The sequence below is a fragment of the Promicromonospora sp. NPDC110617 genome, from assembly GCF_055598465.1.
The window spans coordinates 1,977,407-1,996,556 of the sequence record NZ_JBVKBM010000001.1 but is presented as its reverse complement, the minus strand read 5'-3'; the positions used below and the strand labels follow the sequence as shown (position 1 = coordinate 1,996,556).

At 70.8% G+C, this 19,150-nt stretch carries 17 protein-coding genes; 4 read left to right on the top strand and 13 right to left on the bottom strand.

The window, feature by feature from the left end; all coding sequences use genetic code 11:
• Positions 1-26: 26 nt before the first annotated feature.
• The 3 genes from ACZ7LE_RS08745 to ACZ7LE_RS08735 form a co-directional block, all read right to left on the bottom strand.
• Positions 27-533: a DUF1877 family protein gene (locus ACZ7LE_RS08745; protein WP_377235377.1), complete on the bottom strand. Its 507-nt coding sequence runs from the start codon at positions 531-533 to the stop codon at positions 27-29.
• A gap of 175 nt (positions 534-708) precedes the next feature.
• On the bottom strand, positions 709-1,887 hold the full coding sequence (locus ACZ7LE_RS08740) for a baeRF2 domain-containing protein (protein WP_470402892.1): 1,179 nt from the start codon (positions 1,885-1,887) through the stop codon (positions 709-711).
• Positions 1,888-2,088: 201 nt separating this feature from the next.
• Positions 2,089-2,436, bottom strand: a complete 348-nt coding sequence (locus tag ACZ7LE_RS08735) for a chorismate mutase (RefSeq protein ID WP_470402891.1) — start codon at positions 2,434-2,436, stop codon at positions 2,089-2,091.
• 152 nt (positions 2,437-2,588) lie between these two features.
• Here ACZ7LE_RS08735 and ACZ7LE_RS08730 point away from each other — a divergent pair, with 152 nt between their 5' ends.
• Positions 2,589-4,421, top strand: a complete 1,833-nt coding sequence (locus tag ACZ7LE_RS08730; protein WP_470402890.1) for an AMP-dependent synthetase/ligase — start codon at positions 2,589-2,591, stop codon at positions 4,419-4,421.
• Between the two features lie 106 nt (positions 4,422-4,527).
• On the opposite strand, the gene clpX is transcribed toward ACZ7LE_RS08730, so the two are convergent.
• From clpX to ACZ7LE_RS08690, 8 genes are all read right to left on the bottom strand, one after another.
• Entirely contained in the window at positions 4,528-5,817 is a 1,290-nt protein-coding gene (gene clpX / locus ACZ7LE_RS08725) for an ATP-dependent Clp protease ATP-binding subunit ClpX (protein ID WP_397393154.1), read from the bottom strand.
• Positions 5,818-6,106: 289 nt separating this feature from the next.
• Entirely contained in the window at positions 6,107-6,820 is a 714-nt protein-coding gene (locus ACZ7LE_RS08720; protein ID WP_377232454.1) for an ATP-dependent Clp protease proteolytic subunit, read from the bottom strand.
• 43 nt (positions 6,821-6,863) lie between these two features.
• A complete protein-coding gene (locus ACZ7LE_RS08715; protein ID WP_377232455.1) occupies positions 6,864-7,499 on the bottom strand; it encodes an ATP-dependent Clp protease proteolytic subunit in 636 nt (211 codons plus the stop codon).
• A 231-nt stretch (positions 7,500-7,730) separates the two neighbouring features.
• Positions 7,731-9,119: a trigger factor gene (tig, locus tag ACZ7LE_RS08710; RefSeq protein WP_397393150.1), complete on the bottom strand. Its 1,389-nt coding sequence runs from the start codon at positions 9,117-9,119 to the stop codon at positions 7,731-7,733.
• Between the two features lie 202 nt (positions 9,120-9,321).
• Complete coding sequence (locus ACZ7LE_RS08705; RefSeq protein ID WP_400539717.1) at positions 9,322-10,131, bottom strand: carbohydrate ABC transporter permease; 810 nt, start codon at positions 10,129-10,131, stop codon at positions 9,322-9,324.
• Positions 10,128-11,051 carry a carbohydrate ABC transporter permease gene (locus ACZ7LE_RS08700; protein ID WP_470402889.1) on the bottom strand — a complete coding sequence of 308 codons (924 nt, stop codon included), beginning with the start codon at positions 11,049-11,051 and terminating at the stop codon, positions 10,128-10,130. The genes ACZ7LE_RS08705 and ACZ7LE_RS08700 overlap by 4 nt, the downstream gene beginning before the upstream one ends.
• Positions 11,048-12,352 carry an ABC transporter substrate-binding protein gene (locus ACZ7LE_RS08695; protein WP_470402888.1) on the bottom strand — a complete coding sequence of 435 codons (1,305 nt, stop codon included), beginning with the start codon at positions 12,350-12,352 and terminating at the stop codon, positions 11,048-11,050. The genes ACZ7LE_RS08700 and ACZ7LE_RS08695 overlap by 4 nt, the downstream gene beginning before the upstream one ends.
• Before the next feature lie 73 nt (positions 12,353-12,425).
• Positions 12,426-13,568, bottom strand: a complete 1,143-nt coding sequence (locus ACZ7LE_RS08690; protein ID WP_470402887.1) for a flavin-containing monooxygenase — start codon at positions 13,566-13,568, stop codon at positions 12,426-12,428.
• 65 nt (positions 13,569-13,633) lie between these two features.
• Between ACZ7LE_RS08690 and ACZ7LE_RS08685 the strand changes: the two genes are divergently transcribed.
• Entirely contained in the window at positions 13,634-14,314 is a 681-nt protein-coding gene (locus ACZ7LE_RS08685; protein ID WP_470402886.1) for a hypothetical protein, read from the top strand.
• Between the two features lie 9 nt (positions 14,315-14,323).
• Here ACZ7LE_RS08685 and ACZ7LE_RS08680 read toward each other — a convergent pair whose 3' ends face one another.
• Complete coding sequence (locus tag ACZ7LE_RS08680; protein ID WP_470402885.1) at positions 14,324-14,713, bottom strand: cupin domain-containing protein; 390 nt, start codon at positions 14,711-14,713, stop codon at positions 14,324-14,326.
• Positions 14,714-15,074: 361 nt separating this feature from the next.
• On the bottom strand, positions 15,075-16,181 hold the full coding sequence (locus ACZ7LE_RS08675) for a glycoside hydrolase family 5 protein (protein ID WP_470402884.1): 1,107 nt from the start codon (positions 16,179-16,181) through the stop codon (positions 15,075-15,077).
• 189 nt (positions 16,182-16,370) lie between these two features.
• Between ACZ7LE_RS08675 and ACZ7LE_RS08670 the strand changes: the two genes are divergently transcribed.
• On the top strand, positions 16,371-16,667 hold the full coding sequence (locus ACZ7LE_RS08670; protein WP_470402883.1) for a hypothetical protein: 297 nt from the start codon (positions 16,371-16,373) through the stop codon (positions 16,665-16,667).
• 73 nt (positions 16,668-16,740) lie between these two features.
• Positions 16,741-19,149: a 7,8-didemethyl-8-hydroxy-5-deazariboflavin synthase CofG gene (gene cofG / locus ACZ7LE_RS08665; protein WP_470402882.1), complete on the top strand. Its 2,409-nt coding sequence runs from the start codon at positions 16,741-16,743 to the stop codon at positions 19,147-19,149.
• Position 19,150: the final 1 nt, after the last annotated feature.

Below are 19,150 nucleotides of genomic sequence, written 5' to 3'. Positions count from 1 at the left end.
CTCTTTCCCGCCACGATCGTTCTGGCTCAGTTGAGCATCAGCACCACCGCGTCGCCCGCCTCGGCCGCGGCACCGTAGAACGCGGTCAGCTCGCCGTAGGCGACCGCCAGGCGCTCGTGGTCGGTCTCCGCGGCGTGCTCACCCGGATCCGGGCACACGTCCTCGTCGCACACGTGGTCGGCCACGGCCAGCGGCGCCAGGGTGTCGAACGATGTACCCACCAGGAACGCGGCCGCCTTCTCCACCTCCTCCGGGCCCAGGTAGCGCACCGGCGTGATCCCGTCGGTGGAAGCCAGCGCCGCACCACCCTGCACCGGGTCGACGGGCATGCCGCCGTGCACCCGGAGCACCGTGTGGAGCGGACCCCACACGGTGCCGATGCTGAAGTACCTGGCCTCCTGTGCCGGAAGATCCACCTCCACCCATTCGCCGGCGAGCTCGTCGATGTGCTCCAGCGCCCAGGTCAGATCTGTCCGTGCCTTGTCGAAGTCGTCGGCGGCAAGCCGCGCGTACTCACAATGAATCATCCCCATGAGCCGAGACCGTACCGATAATGCGTTTCCGTGTGTATGGGCAAAACGGACACATTCCGGCGCAACAATTTCTCATACGCGGTAAATCGGAAATTCCATCCCGTCAGGCACCCGTTCTGAGCGCCTTTTGTCCGATCAACCGCCCGAGAATTCACATCGAATTCACGTGGGGAGGTCAGTGCAGCCGGCGGTCGTCGCCGGACATGCTCGCGAGCACCTCGGTGGGCGTCCCACCGTCACGCCAGCGCAGGGTCGCGCCGACGCCGTCCATGAGCTCCACCGAACCCTCGGGCGCGAACGTCAGGCCGGCGTCCTGACCCACCGCCGCGCGCACGAGCGCGACGCTGGCGGGCAGCTCCTCCAGCCGTTCCGTCACCCCCATGGCCTCGAGGTCGGAGCGGTCGCCCGCGATGTGCATCGGGTCGGGCCCGATCCACAGCTTCCGCCCGTTCATGCGGCCGGGGCTCGTCCCGTACTCCTCCGCGAGCACCAGCTCCTTGACCTGCCCGCGGGCGAGCACCGCCACGACGTCGTCCACCGAGGTCACGGCGTTCGACTCCCGGCCGAGCTCCTGACGCAGCTCCGCCAGCACCCGTTCGCGCCGCCGCTCCCGGTAGGAGTCCAGGGCGTCGGACACCCGCTCGGCGAAGGCGCTCTCGTTGACACCCCCGTTGCGCCCGCCGCCGGGCACCTCGACGAGCTTGTCGGTCGTCGGCGTCGTGAGCGCGGCCCGGGTGAGCGAGACCGCCCGCTTGTCCCCGGTGAGCAGCACCAGCTCCGGGTCGGACTCCCCCACGTGCCGTTCGATCTCGGCCGCCACGGCGGCGGCGTTGCGCTCCCAGGAGTCCTCGGCACGGGACTCGATCCGCGCGCGCTTGATCCCCGAGGAGCTGGTCTTCTCGATCTCGTCGTGCGGCGCCTGGAAGGTGCTGTGCACCTTGGCGTCCGGCCCCGCGCGGAGAAAGTCCGCGCCCGCCCGGTCCACCGTCACCTTGAGCAGCTCCACCGACTCGTCGGCGGCGAGGGCTGCCTGCAACAGGGCCGGCACGGCCTCCCAGGAGCCGGAGCTCGCGGTCGGCGGGTTGTTCACCACGCGGTCCACCAGCACGCCCGTCTCGTCGGCGATGACGACCCGGCCGTGCGGTCCCGGGACCCTCGTGGGTCGCAGCACCACCTCTTCGATCGCGTCCAGCACGGCGTCCGGGGCCTTCTGCTGCGCCAGGTCCCTGCGCACTGCGTTCCAGCGCCCGCCGACGTCGCGGTCGGCGGCGTGCTCGGACGGCGTCGCGTCCAGGCACAGGGTGGCGAACGGTCCCGGGTGGCCGAGGAGGGGTTTGAGCCAATCGATCTTCATACACACCTCCGTGTCACCCGCCGAGGTCGAGGCGATGCCCTACCGCATGACCTCGCCCCGGCGTTGACTCCAGGAAACGACGGATCCCGGGCACACGCCACCCCTGTGGGGGAAATTTCTGTGACCTGTACAGGAGATATTCGGACCCCATGTCTGCCATGTCTCCGGAGCGGGCAAAATCGGGTCAGGCGCAGGTCACCTTCAAGCGTAGGTGTCGACCTCGGGCAGGTTGTCGCCCTTGTGCTGCGCGGCGATCAGCTCGTGGTGGCGGATCACCTCGCTCACGATGAACTGGCGGAATTGCTCGGCGAACGCGGGGTCCAGGCCGGACTCCTCGGCGATGCTCGTGAGCCGGGCGATCTGCTCCTGCTCGCGGGCCGGGTCGGCCGGGGGCAGCCCGCCGACCGCCTTGAGCTCCCCCACCCGGCGCGTCACCCGGAACCGCTCGGCGAGCAGGTAGACCAGCGCCGCGTCGATGTTGTCGATGCTCCCGCGGAGCCGGATGATCTCGGACGGCACCGGAGCGCTGGTCGGTTCGTTGTCAGACACACGTAGAGGCTAACCGCCCGTGGCCGCCGCGGGCGAAAGACTGTTCCGACCTGAGACGGGGATCCGCTACAGTCTGCCGAGCAGGCCACGCAACTTGGTGAAGACCCGATACCGGGCCTTCACCTCTTCAAGACTTCAACGGAGAGCAGCACATGACACTTGCCACGTCGCCGGCATTGGTGGAGGTGCCAGAGGGCACCAGCATCAACACGATCCTCGCGGACCGCGTGGCCCGCTCCGGAGACGAGGCGCTCATCGAGCGGCGTGACGCACCAGACGGCCCGTGGATCAAGGTGTCGGCGAGCCAGTTCGAGGACGAGGTGCTCGCCGTCGCTCGCGGCCTGGTGGCGCGCGGCATCAAGGCCGGCGACCGCGTCGCGATCATGTCCCGCACCCGGTACGAGTGGACACTGCTCGACTTCGCCATCTGGGCCGCCGGCGCCGTCGCCGTCCCGGTCTACGAGACCTCGTCGGCCGAGCAGGTCCAGTGGATCCTGTCCGACGCCGACGTGCGCCTCATCGTGGTCGAGTCGAGCGCGCACGCGGAGACCGTCAAGCAGGTGCGACCCAGCCTGCCCGGGCTGGAGGACATCCTGCTGCTCGACGAGGACGCCGTGCTCGGCCTGCGCAAGGCCGGCACCAACCTCTCCGCCGGCATCGTGGCCGAGCGGCGCGACGCCGTCCGGCGCGACGACCTGGCGACCATCATCTACACCTCCGGGTCCACGGGCCGCCCCAAGGGCGTCGAGCTCACGCACGGCAACTTCGCGCACCTGACCCTGAACGCCGCCGCCGGCATCCCCGAGCTGCTCGGCGCGGAGAACGCGCGCACGCTGCTGTTCCTGCCGCTGGCGCACGTGTTCGCGCGCTTCGTCGAGGTCGCGACCATCGCCGGCCAGGCCGTGCTGGGCCACGCCCCGGACATCAAGAACCTGGTGGCCGACCTGGGCTCGTTCCGCCCGACCTACCTCCTGGCCGTGCCGCGCGTGTTCGAGAAGGTCTACAACAGCGCCGAGCAGAAGGCGTCCTCCGGTCTCAAGGCGAAGATCTTCGCCTGGTCCGCACGCGTCGCCGAGGACTACTCGCGGGCCCTGGACGTGCCCGACGGGCCGGGCGGCGCGCTCAAGCTCAAGCACGCGATCGCCGACCGGCTGGTGTTCAGCAAGCTCAAGGCCACGATGGGCGGGCAGCTCAGCTGGGCCGTCTCGGGCGGCGCACCGCTGGGCGAGCGCCTCGGCCACTTCTTCCGCGGCGCGTGCGTGACCATCCTGGAGGGCTACGGCCTCACGGAGACCACCGCCCCGACTGCGGTGAACCTGCCCGGGAAGATCGTCATGGGCTCGGTGGGTCCGGCCTTCTTCGGCACGGGGATCCGCATCGCCGACGACGGCGAGGTGCTGCTGAGCGGGCCGCACATCTTCCGGGGCTACCGCAACCAGCCGGAGCTGACCGCCGAGGCCCTCGTCGACGGCTGGTTCCGCACCGGCGACCTCGGCCGCCTGGACGAGCACGGCCACCTGCACATCACGGGGCGCAAGAAGGAGATCATCGTGACCGCCGGCGGCAAGAACGTCGCCCCGGCCGTGCTCGAGGACCGGATGCGGGCCCACCCGATCGTGAGCCAGGTCGTGGTGGTCGGCGACCAGCGCCCGTTCATCGGCGCCCTCGTCACGCTCGACGCCGAGATGCTGCCCGGCTGGTGCGCCGCGAACGGTCTGCCGAAGCTGTCGGTGGCCGACGCGCGCGTGCACCCGAAGGTGCTGGCCGAGCTGGACAAGGTGGTCGCGCAGGCGAACGAGGCGGTCTCCAAGGCCGAGTCGATCCGCAAGATCACGGTGCTCGACCTCGACTTCACCGAGGCCAACGGGTACCTCACGCCGTCCATCAAGGTGAAGCGGTCCAAGGTCATCGCGGACTTCGCGGGCACCATCGACGCCCTGTACGGCGCCCCCGCGCCGGCGGCGAACGCCCTCACGCCGAGGTAGAACCGTGGCGAGATAGAACTGGGGCGAGATAGAACTGGGGCCGGAGCGCTGATCAGCGCTCCGGCCCCAGTTCTATCTCGCCACGGTTCTACCTCGGCACGCGCCGCTACGCGCTCTTCTCGCGCGGCTGACGGCCGCGCACGGGGCTCTTGCGGGGCACGACGGTCGGGTTCACGTTGTCCAGCACCACGGAGCGGGTGATGACCACACGCTCGACGTCGTCGCGGCTCGGCACGTCGAACATGACCTGCTGGAGCACCTCCTCGAGGATCGCCCGCAGGCCGCGCGCCCCGGTGCCTCGGAGCAGCGCCTGCTCGGCGATGGCCTCGACGGCCGGCTCGTCGAACTCGAGCTCCACGCCGTCGATCTCGAACATGCGCTTGTACTGCTTCACGAGCGCGTTCTTGGGCTCCGTCAGGATCCGCACCAGGGCGTCGCGGTCGAGCGACGAGACGGAGGCGATGACGGGCAGACGGCCGATGAACTCGGGGATCAGGCCGTACTTCTGCAGGTCCTCGGGCCGCACCTCGGCGAAGAGGTCCTCGTCCCGGGCGATGGACTCCATGGGGGCGCTGAAGCCGATGCCGCGCTTGCGGGAACGGGCGGCGACGATGTCGTCCAGCCCCGCGAAGGCGCCGGCCACGATGAACAGCACGTTCGTCGTGTCGATCTGGATGAACTCCTGGTGCGGGTGCTTGCGCCCGCCCTGCGGGGGCACGGAGGCCGTGGTGCCCTCGATGATCTTCAGGAGCGCCTGTTGCACGCCCTCACCTGAGACGTCGCGCGTGATCGACGGGTTCTCGGCCTTGCGGGCCACCTTGTCGACCTCGTCGATGTAGATGATGCCCGTCTCGGCCTTCTTGACGTCGTAGTCCGCCGCCTGGATGAGCTTGAGCAGGATGTTCTCGACGTCCTCGCCCACGTAGCCGGCCTCGGTCAGCGCGGTGGCGTCGGCGATGGCGAACGGGACGTTCAGCATCTTGGCGAGCGTCTGCGCCAGATAGGTCTTGCCGGTGCCGGTGGGGCCGATGAGCAGGATGTTCGACTTGGCGATCTCGACCGGGTCCTGGTCGTCGGGGTTGATGGAGCGCCCCGCCTCGCCGGCCTGGATCCGCTTGTAGTGGTTGTAGACGGCGACGGCCAGGGCGCGCTTGGCGGGGTCCTGGCCGATGATGTACTGCTCGAGGAAGTCGAAGATCTCGCGGGGCTTGGGCAGCTCTGTCAGACCGAGCTCTGCAGCCTCACCGAGCTCTTCCTCGATGATCTCGTTGCACAGCTCGATGCACTCGTCGCAGATGTAGACGCCGGGTCCGGCGATCAGCTTCTTCACCTGCTTCTGCGACTTGCCACAGAAGTTGCACTTCAGCAGTTCCGCGCCGTCACCGATTCGCGCCACTACCTGTCTCCTCGCCTTGTGCACCCTCGCGGAGTCCTGCACGGGCCGGCTGGCCCAGCAGATCCGCGACGTCGAGCGGTCTCAGATCCATTCCACACCACCGGTGGCCTGTTGTCAGCCGGGCGGCCCGGCGGGTCGCCTGACCGATTTTCACCAGATCATGACAATTTTGTCAGATTCTGCGCGGCGTGTCCCACAATGCCCGACGCCGGGGCGGATCGTCCACCGGTATTGGTGGCACGGCCCCGGCGTCGGACGCCTGCGGTCTCGACGGACCAGACCTCAGCGGTCAGTTCGTCACGACCGTGACGGGCTTGCGCGACTCGAGCACCTCGTCGACCAGGCCGTACTCCTTGGCCTGCGCGGCGGTCAGGATCTTGTCGCGCTCGATGTCGTCACGCACCTGCTCCTGCGTCTTGCCGCTGTGCGTCGCGAGCGTCATCTCGAGCCACTCGCGCATGCGGATGAGCTCGTTCGCGTGGATCTCGATGTCCGAGGCCTGCGCGTAGCCGCCACCCTCCATCGCGGGCTGGTGGATCAGCACGCGGGAGTTCGGCAGCGCGAGCCGCTTGCCCGGCTGGCCGGCGGCCAGCAGGACGGCCGCCGCCGAGGCCGCCTGGCCCAGGCACACGGTCTGGATCTGCGGCTTGATGAACTGCATGGTGTCGTACAGCGCCGTCATGGCCGTGAACGAGCCACCCGGCGAGTTGATGTACATCATCACGTCGCGGTCCGGGTCCTGGGTCTCCAGGACCAGGAGCTGGGCCATGACGTCGTCCGCGGACGCGTCGTCGACCTGGACGCCCAGGAAGATGATGCGGTCCTCGAACAGCTTGGTGTACGGGTCCTGGCGCTTGAATCCGTACGCGGTGCGCTCCTCGAACTGCGGGAGCACGTAGCGTGCGGACGGCATGGCGCCGGCGGTGGCAAAAGGCATCCGTGCACCCGAACGGGCGCCGGCAAGGCGCTCTGCGGCTGCGACGAACTGGGCTTCAGGACTCACGGTCATCTCCTCTTGAGAAAGCTCTTGATGCGTTTCCGGGCGGTCAGCTGTTCATGCCGCCGCCGCCGGCCAGCGCAGCGGTCTCGACGACGTGGTCGACGAAGCCGTACTCCAGTGCCTCGGAGGCCGTGAACCAGTTGTCGCGGTCGTTGTCCTTGATGATCGTCTCGAGCGTCTGGCCCGTCTGCTCGGCGGTCAGCTCGGCGAGCACCTTCTTCATGTGCATGATGAGCTGCGCGCCGATCCGCACGTCGGTGGCGGTACCGCCGATACCGCCGGACGGCTGGTGCATCAGCACGCGGGCGTGCGGCGTGATGTACCGCTTGCCCTTGGTGCCGGAGGACAGCAGGAACTGCCCCATGGAGGCGGCCATGCCCATCGCGACCGTCGCCACGTCCGGCTTGATGAACTGCATGGTGTCGTAGATCGCCATGCCGGCCGTGATGGAGCCGCCGGGCGAGTTGATGTACAGCCAGATGTCCTTGTCGGGGTCCTCGGCCGCGAGAAGCATCATCTGCGCGCTGATCGCGTTCGCGTTCTCGTCGCGCACCTCCGACCCCAGCCAGATGATGCGCTCCTTGAGCAGCCGGTTGTAGATGGAGTCGTTGAGCCCGAAGCCAGCACCCTCCGTCCGCGCTACCGGCCCAGCATCCATCCGCAGCAGATCGTTCACGTCCATCTCCTCGGTTCTGACTCTCGTCTGTGGACCACGTCCTAAGACGTCGTGTCGCTCGACCCTAACGTGCCTCGTGCCGCCAGAACTTCCGATTCGGCGGCCGTTTCGCCTACAGCGCACCGGTGCTGCCCACGGCGAAGCCGAGGGGAACGCGGACGGCGGTCCGCACCCTCGCGCGAAGGGTGCGGACCGCCGTCGGACGTCCTGCTCCGGCTCTGGCGGGCCGGGGGTGCGTCAGGCCTTCGCGGGCTCCGACGACTCGGGCTCGGCGGCCTCGGGCGCCTCGGCGTCCGCGGCCTCCTGGGCCTGCGCCACGGCGTCGCTCAGCGCGGCCTGGGCCTCGTCGGCCTCGTCCGAGCCGATGAACTCGCTCAGGTCCACGACGTTGCCGTCGGAGTCCTTGACCTCGATCTGGCGCAGGGCGACCGCGAGGGCCTTCGAGCGCGCGACCTCGCCGACCATGGCGGGGATCTGACCGCCCTGCTCGAGGGTCTTGATGAACTCGCTCGGCTCCATGCCGTACTGCTGCGAGGCGCTCACCAGGTACTCGACGAGCTCGCCCTGGCTCACCTGAACCTTGAGCTTCTCGGCGAGGGTGTCGAGCAGGATCTGGTTCTTGATCGCCTTGGTCGCGTCCTCGGTGACCTCGGCGCGGTGCTCGTCGTCCTCCAGGCGGCTCTCGGACTCGAGGTGACGGTGCACCTCGGCCTCGACCACGCCGGACGGCACGGGGACCTCGACGGTCTCCAGGAGCTTCTCCATGAGGGCGTCCCGCGCGGTGACGGCCTGGTTGGAGGTCTTGATGCCGGCGACCTGGGTCTTCAGGTCGTCCTTCAGCTCCTCCAGCGTGTCGAACTCCGAGGCGAGCTGGGCGAAGTCGTCGTCCACCTCGGGCAGGTCGCGCTGCTTGACCGACGTCGCGGTGACCGTGACGTCGGCGTCCTGGCCCTCGTGCTCGCCACCGGCGAGGGGGGCCTTGAACGTGGTGGTCTCGGCGGCGGACAGGCCGGTCAGGGCCTCGTCGAGCCCCTCGAGCATGTTGCCGGAGCCGATCTGGTACGAGACGCCCGACACGGAGTCGACCTCCTCGTCACCGATGACGGCCTTCAGGTCGATGACGACGTAGTCGCCCTCGACGGCCGGACGGTCCACGCCCACCAGGGTGCCGAAGCGCTCGCGCAGGGCGTCCAGGCGCTCGGTGACGTCCTCGTCCGTCACCTCGGTGGAGTCGACGGTCAGCTCGACGTCGGAGAGCTCCGGGAGCTCGATCTCGGGGCGCACCTCGACCTCGGCCGTGAACTTCAGCTGGCCCTCGCCGGCCTTGGCCGGGACCTCGGTCACGTCGACCTCGGGCTGGGCGAGCGGGCGCAGGTCGGTCTCGCCGAGGGCGTCACGGTAGAAACCGGAGAGCCCGTCGTTCACGGCGTGCTCGATCACGGCGCCCCAACCGACCCGCTGCTCGATGATGCGCGGGGGGACCTTGCCCTTGCGGAAGCCGGGGACGTTCACCTGCTCTGCGATGTGCTCGTAGGCGTGATCGATGCTCGGCTTGAGCTCGTCGTAGTCCACCTCGACGGTCAGCTTGACCTTGGTGGGCTCCAAGGTCTCGACGGCGCTCTTCACTTCGATGGTCTCCAGAATGTCGGGGGTGCGCGCACGCCGGCGTACTGCGTCCCGGGTGGCGCGGGGATGCTCTGCTCAGTTGCAGCTGCTCGCTGACAGCGACGTACGACAGGCGCACGGGCAACCCGTCAATAGTACGCCTGGAGTCCACGGGTGCCGAATGCAGTCGGGTGTCGTGCGGCACAGCCCGGGAGGGCCCCGGTCACCGGCCCATGCCGGCGGTGAGACCCGCCACGATCTGCCGCGTCGCGACGAGGAACAGCACCACCAGCGGCAGCGTCGCGATGACCAGGCCCGCGAACAGCGTGGACCAGGAGGTCTGGTACTCCCCGAAGAAGGTGGTCAGGCCGACGGGCAGCGTGTACTGCGTCCGGTCGCGCACGAGGATCAGCGGGTAGAAGAAGTCGTTCCAGATGGGCACGAAGCGGAAGACCACCACGGTGGCGACCGCGGGCCGCACGAGCGGCAGCAGCACGGACCAGAACGTGCGCAGCGGGCCGGCGCCGTCGATCCGGGCGGCGTCCTCCAGCTCGTCCGGGAGCTGGCGCAGGAACGTGGCCAGCACGAACACCGAGAACGGGATCGAGACGGCCGAGTAGACCAGGATCAGCCCGGTCCGGGTCGAGGCGAGCCCGATCGTGTCCAGCAGGTAGAAGATCGGCACGATCATGAGGAACACCGGCATCATCAGGCCCGAGACGAAGACCTGCTCGATCACCGCCATCAGGCGCGAGCGCGACCGCGCCAGGGCGTACGCGGCCAGCAGCGAGACCGCCGTCGACAGCACCACCGAGACCGTGGTGACCAGCACCGAGTTGACGAAGTACGTGGAGAACGACGCCTCGACCCACGCCTCCCGGTACGCGTCCAGCGACGGGCTGTGCGGCAGGCCCAGCGGCTCCACGACCAGCTCCTGGTCGGTCCGGAACGAGTTCCACACCATGATCAGCAGCGGCAGCAGCGCGACGGCGGCGTAGCCCCACAGCAGCGTGCCGACCGCGGCGCGCCTCACGTGAGCCGCCGTTCGACGCGACGGAACCAGCGCGTGAACGCGACCGAGACGCCGACGATCACGACGAACAGCACGATCGCCACCGCCGACGAGATGCCGATGGCGTTGGACGCCCCGGAGTGGAACGCCGTGCGGTAGAAGAGGAGCGACATGACGTCGGTGGCGCCGGCCGGGCTGCCGCTGGACCCGCCCAGGGCGTACGGGATCGGGAACGCCTCCATGGAGAAGATGAACGTCAGCACGCTCACCGTGCCGATCACCGGCGTCAGCAGGGGCAGCGTCACGTGCCGGAAGCGCTGGCGGGAGCTGGCGCCGTCGAGCATCGCGGCCTCCTCCAGCGTCGGGTCGAGCGCGCCGAGGGCCGCGCCGTAGACCAGGAGCGGGAACCCGACCCACTGCCAGGCGGTCACCAGCACGACGACCCAGAGGGCGGTGTCGGGGTCGCCCAGCCACGGCTGGGCCACGGCGTCGAGGCCGACGGCGCGCAGGGCGGCGTTGACCGGGCCGAACAGCGGCGAGAGCAGCAGGGACCAGAGGTAGCCGACCACCAGCGGCGACACGAGGTACGGCATCGTGTACAGCACCTGGAACAGGCGTCGCAGCCGCCCCCGCCGGTGCAGCACGTACGCGAGCAGGAGGCCCAGCGAGTTCTGCACCACCATGGCCCCGGCGAACAGCAGCGCGTTGTGCCCGAACGCGCGCGGGAGCTGGCTGCGGTAGGGCTCGGTGGTGAACAGCGCGACGAAGTTGTCCAGCCCCACGAACGCGTCCTGCGCGGTGCCGCGCCACGAGAACAGGGAGTAGGTCAGCGCCGTGGCCATCGGGTAGAGCACGAAGACGACGAACAGCGCCGCGGCGGGCAGGATGAAGAGCAGCGCGACCGGCGTGGGCAGTGCCGCGGCTCGACGGCGCCGGCTCACTCGCCCGGCGTCCACCAGGCCGACAGGCCGTCCTGGATCACGTCCGCGGCACCCTCGGCGTCGGTGTCGCCGAGGAAGAGCTTCTGCCCCGCCTCACCCATCAGGTCGGTGCCGACAGGGTCGCCGTAGCGGTAGTCGACGAGCAGCAGGTACGGCGCGGGGTTCTCCTGGTACAGGTCCCACATCTCCTGCTGCAGCGGGTCGGAGAACTCGACGCCGGGGATCGGCGAGAACTGCTTGAGCTCGTCGGCCACGAGCTGCCCGAACTCAGGCGTGGCCAGCCAGTTCAGCAGCGTCTCAGCCTCCTCGGGGTGCTCCGTCGAGGCCGACAGGCCCCAGCTCCCGTCCGCGTAGCCGGCGCTGACCGGGTGGTCCAGGGCCGAGCCGGGCGGCGGTGGCACCTGGAAGACGCCGAGGTCGAGGTCGGGGTTGGCGTCCTGGAAGAACGCCAGCTCGTACGAGCCGCCGGCGAACATCGCGGCCTGCTCCGAGGTGAACAGCACTTGCGCGTCCGTGTACGGCACGCCGGTCACGTCGTCGGGCATGTACTGCTGCAGGTCCTTCAGCGTCTGGATCGAGTCCACGTAGGCCGGGTCCGTGAAGTCCGTCGCGCCGTCGCGCAGGGCCTGCTGGAAGTCGGCGCCGCCGTACTGGGCGGCGGTCAGCGCGTCGTGCACGGTCGGCACGAACCAGCCGTCGCGCGCGCCGACGGCGAGCGGCGTCACGTCGTGCTCCAGCAGCGTGTCGTTCAGCGCGAGGAAGTCGTCCCAGGTCTCGGGCTCCTGAAGGCCGTGCTCCTCGAAGATCGCGGTGTTGTAGTAGACCTGGATGGTCTGGCTGGCCAGCGGCACGCCGTAGACGGCGCCGTCCTCCCGGCCGCGGGAGCCGTCGAGGATCGCGTCGTCGAAGTCCGCGAGCGCCGGGACGACGTCCTCCAGCGGCTCCAGGTTGCCGCCCTCGACGAGCGGCTGGAGCAGGCCGTAGGAGCGCACCTGCGCGATGTCTGGGCCGTCCGACCCGGTCAGGCCGGTGCGCAGGATCTGGTCGTACTCGGTGTTGAGGTGGGCCTGGAAGCTCACCGTGATGCACGGGTTGGCCTCCTCGAAGACGTCGAAGATCTGCTCGTACGTCTTGACGTCCTCCGTCCGCCAGGACCAGACGTCGAGCGCCACGGCGTCGCCGTCGCACCCCTCCCCTGCCGCCGCGCCCGGCTCGGGGCTGTCCGCGGACGGCGCACACGCGCCGAGGGTCAGCGCCACGAGAGCTGCGGCGGCGGTGGCGAGGGTCGTTCGGCGGCTCATGCGGCGGACGCTGCCGGTCGGAGGTCGAGGTGTCAAGCATTTCGACCGAATCGATCCGTCGTGTCGGATCCGCCTACCTGCCGCGGGTCGCGTGCCGCGCGATCCGGCGGGCGTCGGCCGCCATCTCCAGGAACATGCCGCTGATCGGGTTGGTGAAGCCGGTGAAGTAGAGGCCGGGCGCGGCCGGGCGGCCGTTCGTCGCGACGGGTTTGCCCCGGTCGCCGAGCACGCCCAGGTGGCCCACGACGGGTTCGAGCGCACGCCGGTACCCGGTCGCGGCCAGGACGACGTCGGGGGTGAGCCGGGAGCCGTCGGCGAGGACCACCTCGCCGCCGTCGAACCGCTCGATGGCGCGGACGACGCGCACGGTGCCGGCCTGGACGGCGGCGACGATGCCGATGTCCTGGAGGGGGACGGAGCCCTGGGCGACCCGGGACGCGATGCCGACATCGGGGATCGGCAGCCCGAGGCCGGACAGGTCCGGGATGCTGGCCCGGCGGACAGCCACGCCGACGGCGTCGACGAGGCGGTCGGGCAGGTGGCGCACCAGGACGCCCGTGTACTGCGCGGCCCACGGGCCTTGGTTGCGGGGCACGATGTGCGGCGGCGTCCGGACGGCGAGGTGCACGCTCGCCGCCCCGTGCTCGGCGAGGTCCTGGGCGATCTCGGCGCCCGTGTTGCCCACGCCGGCGACCAGCACGTGCCGGCCCGCGTACGGGGCGGGGTTGCGGTACCGGCTCGCGTGCACGACCTCGCCGGGGAACCCGTCCTGGCCGGGCCAGTCGGGCAGGTGCGGGGTGTGGTTGTAGCCCGTGGCGACGACGACGGCGTCCGCGGCGCGGGTGCCGTCCGTGGTGGTGATCGTCCAGCGGCGGTCCGCGCTGCCGGCCGTACGCTCGCCCGCGGGCCGGTCGAGGCGTGTGACCTCGACGCCGTGCTCGATCCGCAGGTCGTGGTGGGCGGCGTACGCCTCCAGGTAGCGCACGACGTCGTCCCGGGCGACCCAGCGGCCGTAGGCCCGCGGGATCGCGAGGCCCGGCAGCCTGGACAGCCCGCGCGTGGTGTGCAGGTGCAGGCGGTCATAGTGGTGGCGCCAGGCGTTGCCGACGTGCTCGGACTTCTCGAGCACGGTGACGTCGGCGCCGCGGGCCTTGAGGGCGGCAGCAGCGGAGAGTCCGGCGGGTCCGGCGCCGATGACGGACACGGTGAGCACCATGGAGGGAGCGTAGGACACTCGTGGGGCGGGTGGTGAGGGGCATCGTCCGCACCGGAGGGACAGCGATGGCAGAGTTCTGGGACCCGCACGGCAGCCTGGGCCGCATGCTGTGGATCGGCGGCGCGCAGTGGGCCGGCAAGACCACGGTCGCCGACCTGGTCGCCGCACGGCACGGGCTGACGGCGTACCACTACGACTACCACGACTCCCGCGGCCACCAGGACCGCCGCATCGCGCGGCGGCTCGCGCACGGCGAGCCGGTCACAGACCCGGACGTCGAGGACGTGTGGATCAACCACGGCCCGGCGGCGCTGGCGGCGCAGGTCCTGGCCGACTTCCCGGCCCGGTTCGAGTGGACGCTCGACGACCTGCGCGCGTGGTTCACCGGCCGTCCCGCGATCGCCGAGGGCTGGGGCCTGCGGCCGGAGCTGGTCGCGCCGCTGGTCGACTCGCCGCGGCGCATGGTCGTCCTGGTGCCGACGGAGGAGTTCCGGCAGCACCAGCTCCGCACCGTGCCGCGCGCCCTGGCCGTGGACGCCCCGGTCAGCGACCCGGCGCTCGCCCAGGCCCACCGCATCGCGCGCGACCGCCTCATCGCCGAGGACGCGGTGCGGAACGCGCGACGGCTCGGCGTGCCGGTCATCGAGGTGGACGGGACACGCGATGCGGCGGCGGTCGCGGCCGAGGTGGCCGAGCAGTTCGCGCCCTGGCTGCGGGATCTGCCCGTGCGAGCGCCTCTCGCGTGAGGTCGGGGGTCAGTCGACGGGCGTGCCTTGCAGCACCTCGTGGTCGCGGAAGAGCAGCTCGTCGGCCGTGGTCTCGACGATCACGGCGAGCAGGTCCGTGGTCGCCGTCGTCCGGTGGACCTCGCCGGGTTCCCAGACCGCGGCCTGGCCGGGTTCGATGTCCCAGCGCTCGTCGGCAGCACCGTCCACGCCCTTCGACGTGACGACGCCCTCGCCGGCGAGGACGGCGAACACCTGGAGCAACGTCGCCGGATGCTCGCCCAGTTCGCCACCGGCGATGATCCGGGCGACGTGCACGGTGGTGCGCTCGGCGTCGAGCACCTGCGGCAGGAAGTCCATGTCGACGCCGTCGCTGCCGAACCGTGTGATCTCCCGCGCGGGGAGCTGGAGGATGCGCATCGGATGATCTTCTCGTACCTCCCTCCGGGGGTGCACTGCACGAAGGTGAGGGGTGCCGGGTGTGCTGAACCGCGTACACCTGAGCCCCGCTGAATTCGGCTGGGCGGGATAGTCCTGCGGAGGTGAACTCGGCGGGGCCAGGCCGCACGAAGTTCGGCCGACCCGGCACCCCTGTGCTGGGTGTGCCTTGCCACCCGGGAGCGACATTCGGCTTCCTGTGCCCCGACGTCCGGCGCACCGACATCCGGCGTCCGGCTGCATCGACGTCCGGCGTCCGACGGCACCGACACCCGGCGGCACCGACGTCCGACGTCCGACGTCCCGCACGCGGGGCGGGGTCCGGCCCCGCCCCGCGTGCCGCCTAGAAGTCGTCCGCCGTGCGGATGCGGTCCCGGATCCAGGTACCGGCCTCCTTGAGGCGGTCGGTCCCGTACGAGCCGCTCCCGCAGGTGCCCTGGGTGAAGACGGCGCCGGAGCGATGGTCGTCGGAGAAGTTCCAGTTGACCCAGCTGATCTTCTTCTGTGCCGCGAGGTCGAGGTACCGCTGGGCCATGGTGAAGTCGTTGGCGCCCTCGCCCGCGTAGTCCTGGGTGCCGAACTCGGTGATGAACATCGGGATCTGGTCGGCGGCGCGGGACAGGGTGTCCAGGTACTCCTGGCCGTGCGAGGCGGCGTAGAAGTGGAACGTGTACATGACGTTCGAGGCGTTGACCGGGTTGTTCACGACCTCGGACTCGCTCGCGCCGTCGGAGACCCCCAGCGAGGACCAGGCCCGGGTGCCGAGCAGGATGACGGCGTCCGGGTCCTTGGCGCGGACCACCGGGACGATCTGCTCGTGGTAGCCCTTGATGGTCTGCCACGACACCCCGTTGGGCTCGTTCGCGACCTCGTAGATGATGTTGTTCTTCCCGTTGTTCCGCTCGGCGATCGCCGTGAAGAACGTCTTGGCACGGTCCAGGTTGAAGTGGGGGTCGCCCGGGTCGAGCATGTGCCAGTCCACGATCGCGTACAGGCCCCGCGCGGTGAGCAGGTCGATGTACTGGTTGACCAGCGCGGTGAACCGGGCCGGGTCGGTCTCGTAGCCGTCCTCCTGCACGTACGTCGAGATCCGCATGACGTCGGCGTTCCAGTCGTACGCGAGGGTGTCGAGCGACGCGCCGTCCACGCACTGGGAGTACCACTGGGTGCCGTGCGTGCTCATGCCGCGCAGCTGGATCTGCTTGCCCTGCTCGTTGCACAGGCGCACGCCGCAGACGCTGAGCTGACCGTTCGCCTCCACGGGGGTGGCGGCCTCCGGTGCAGCGGCCCGATCGGCGTCGGCGGGCGCCGCCGCGGCATGCCGGGCCGCCGTCGGCGCCTCCTGGGTGACCACGGCCGTGGCCGCGAGGCTGGGCACGACGGCCGCCCCCGTCGCCAGGAGCGCGGCCGTGGCGACGGCGACGATGATCGGTGCGCGGCGGAGAACCATGGGAGACCACCTCAGTCGGAAAGGAGCCGGAGCAGACCGGCGGCATTGCCCGCCTGCTGGTCCCAGGGACGCTAGCAAGATGATCGAGCGGGTGATATCCGGGATTCCCACACCGCGCATGCAGCCGGATGACCCCCCTTGTGGCCTACGGTGAGCGCGAACAACCACCCGCACACCCCAGGAGACACGATGAGCACGTCCGTGGAGCTGACCCGATTCCGGGTGCTGCCCGAGAGGATCGACGCGATGCTGGCGGCACGGCCGGCGATGCTCGCCGACTTCGAGGCCGACCGCACCGGGTTCCTCGGGGCGCGCCTCGTGCAGCTGCCGGACGACGAGTGGCTCGACATCGTCGAGTGGCGCACGTCGGAGGACTTCGCGGCGTCGCGCGCGAAGGGCGCCAACCTGCCCGGGATCGCTCGGTTCTTCGCGACCATCGCCTCGCTCGTCACCGCCGAGGAGGGCACTCTCGCCGAGCTGGGGTGACACCGCGATGACATAGTGTCGGGCAGTCCCCTCCGGACCATCGCGATCCGGTTCCCGCACCCGAGGTGGGCTCATGACTGTTCCCCTGACACTGCGCATGCCCGCGCGCCCCGACGACCAGCCGCAGCCCCCGGACCCCGCGGTCCTGGCCGCGGCCCTCGACCGGCTGGAGGCGGACGGCGGCAGCGCGCCGACCAGGCCGGACGCCGAGACGCGGGCGGACGCCGAGGTACTGCTGCACGCCCGCGGCGCCGACCTCGACCGGCTGCTCGCCGTCGCGGGTGCGCTGCGTGACCAGGGGTTGGCGGAGGCCGGCCGGCCCGGCGTCCTCACCTACTCCCGCAAGGTGTTCGTCCCGCTGACGCACCTGTGCCAGGACCGGTGCCACTACTGCATCTTCGTGCAGACGCCGGGCAAGCTCGCCAAGGCCGGCATCTCGCCGTACATGTCGGCCGAGGAGGTGCTCGACTTCGCCCGGCAGGGTGCCGCGCTGGGCTGCAAGGAGGCCCTGCTCACGCTCGGCGACCGCCCCGAGAACCGCTGGCCGGTGGCCCGGCAGTGGCTCGACGACCACGGCTACGCCTCGACGCTCGACTACGTCGGCCACATGGCCCGCCTCATCCTCGACGAGACGGGGCTGCTGCCCCACCTCAACCCGGGCGTGATGTCGTGGGCGGAGCTGCAGCGGCTCAAGCCGGTGGGGCCGTCGATGGGCATGATGCTGGAGACCACGTCGTCGCGGCTGTGGACCGAGAAGGGCGAGGCGCACTTCGGCTCCCCCGACAAGGACCCGGCCCTGCGCCTGCGTGTGATCGACGACGCCGGCCGGTCCCGCATCCCGTTCACCACCGGCGTGCTCCTCGGCATCGGCGAGAACTACGCCGAGCGGGTCGACTCGATCCTCGCGCTGCGCGACGCGCACGCCCGGCACGGTCACGTGCAGGAGGTGATCGTGCAGAACTTCCGCGCCAAGTCGGCCACCGCGATGATGGGCGCCGCCGACCTGGGGACCCAGGAGTACGCGGCCGCCGTCGCCGTGACGCGGGTGCTGCTCGGCCCCGGGATGCGCGTGCAGGCCCCGCCGAACCTGACCGACGCCGCCGAGCTGCAGCTCCTGGTGCGCGCCGGCATCGACGACTGGGGCGGCGTCAGCCCGCTCACGCCGGACCACGTGAACCCGGAACGGCCCTGGCCGCACATCGAGGACCTGGCCCGGCTCACCGCAGAGGGCGGGTACACGCTGCGCGAGCGGCTGACCGCGCACCCGCACTACCTGCGCGAGGCGCGCGCGGGCGCGGAGTGGCTGGACGACCGGCTGCGCGACCGGGTCCTGGCCCTCGCGGACGACTACGGCCTGGCCCGCCACGACGCCCTCCTGGGCGAGTTCCCCTCGTCGAGGGACGGACACCCGCCGGTGGTCGAGCTTGTCGAGACCCGGGTCTCGACAAGCTCGACCGCCGACAGGCGGCGGTTGGTCGGGTTGCTGCGCGACGTCCAGGCAGATCCCCGCGGGGCGGACGACGCCGCGTGGGTCGAGCTGCTCGGGGCCGACGGCGCCGACCTGGAGGAGCTCGCCGCGCTCGCCGGCCAGGTGCGCCGCGAGCGGGTCGGCGACGCCGTCACGTACGCCGTGAACCGGAACATCGACGCGTCGCTGGGCCTGCCGCCCGAGCGGGTCGCGGAGCTCGCCGCCGAGGCGGTCGCGCTGGGCGCCACCGAGGTGTGCGTGCAGGGCCTCCCGCCGACGACCCGCGGCGCCGACGCCTACCTCGACCTCGCCCGGGCGGTGAAGCAGGGCGGCCCCGGGCTGCACCTGCACGCCTTCCGCCCCGCCGAGCTGGCCGACGGCGCCGCCCGCGCCGGCCTGCCGCTCGCCGACTGGCTGGGGCTCCTGCGCGAGGCCGGCGTCGACACGGTGCCGGGCACGGGCGCGCGGATCCTCGACGACCGGATCCGGGCCCTGCTCACCGGCGGCACCGACATCCCGGCCGAGCGCTGGGTCGAGCTCGTCACCGCCGCGCACACCGCCGGCCTGCGGTCGACGGCGACGATCGTGTACGGCCACGTCGAATCGGCGCGCGACCAGGTGCGGCACCTGCGCGCCCTGGCCCGGGTCCAGGACGCGACCGGCGGGTTCACGGAGCTGATCCCCATGCCGTGGCTGCCGTCCGAGTCGCCCGTACCGGTGCCAGGCGCCCGCACGGCGACCCAGCGCGAGAGCCGCGCCCTGCACGCCGTCGCACGGCTCCTGCTCGCGGGCCGGATCGACCACGTGCAGGCCGCCTGGACCAAGCTCGGCATGCGCGGCGCGCAGCGCGTGCTCGCGGGCGGTGCCGACGACCTGGGCGGCGTGCTCCTCGACGGGACGCTCGACCCCGACGCAGGACCGGAGCAGGGCCGCGAGCTCACGGTGACGGACGTGACGCGGCTGGCCGCCGAGCTCGGCCGCCCGGTGCGGCAGCGCACCACCACGTACGAGTAGG

What these genes read in the sequence shown, in the direction of transcription:
- ACZ7LE_RS08740 (WP_470402892.1), bottom strand. Translation starts at nt 1,887, where the DNA reads ATGAAGATCGATTGGCTCAAACCCCTCCTCGGCCACCCGGGACCGTTC.
- ACZ7LE_RS08715 (WP_377232455.1), bottom strand. Translation starts at nt 7,499, where the DNA reads ATGGACGTGAACGATCTGCTGCGGATGGATGCTGGGCCGGTAGCGCGG.
- ACZ7LE_RS08690 (WP_470402887.1), bottom strand. Translation starts at nt 13,568, where the DNA reads ATGGTGCTCACCGTGTCCGTCATCGGCGCCGGACCCGCCGGACTCTCC.
- ACZ7LE_RS08680 (WP_470402885.1), bottom strand. Translation starts at nt 14,713, where the DNA reads ATGCGCATCCTCCAGCTCCCCGCGCGGGAGATCACACGGTTCGGCAGC.
- ACZ7LE_RS08670 (WP_470402883.1), top strand. Translation starts at nt 16,371, where the DNA reads ATGAGCACGTCCGTGGAGCTGACCCGATTCCGGGTGCTGCCCGAGAGG.
- ACZ7LE_RS08685 (WP_470402886.1), top strand. Translation starts at nt 13,634, where the DNA reads ATGGCAGAGTTCTGGGACCCGCACGGCAGCCTGGGCCGCATGCTGTGG.
- cofG (WP_470402882.1), top strand. Translation starts at nt 16,741, where the DNA reads ATGACTGTTCCCCTGACACTGCGCATGCCCGCGCGCCCCGACGACCAG.
- ACZ7LE_RS08745 (WP_377235377.1), bottom strand. Translation starts at nt 533, where the DNA reads ATGGGGATGATTCATTGTGAGTACGCGCGGCTTGCCGCCGACGACTTC.
- ACZ7LE_RS08695 (WP_470402888.1), bottom strand. Translation starts at nt 12,352, where the DNA reads ATGAGCCGCCGAACGACCCTCGCCACCGCCGCCGCAGCTCTCGTGGCG.
- ACZ7LE_RS08675 (WP_470402884.1), bottom strand. Translation starts at nt 16,181, where the DNA reads ATGGTTCTCCGCCGCGCACCGATCATCGTCGCCGTCGCCACGGCCGCG.
- ACZ7LE_RS08730 (WP_470402890.1), top strand. Translation starts at nt 2,589, where the DNA reads ATGACACTTGCCACGTCGCCGGCATTGGTGGAGGTGCCAGAGGGCACC.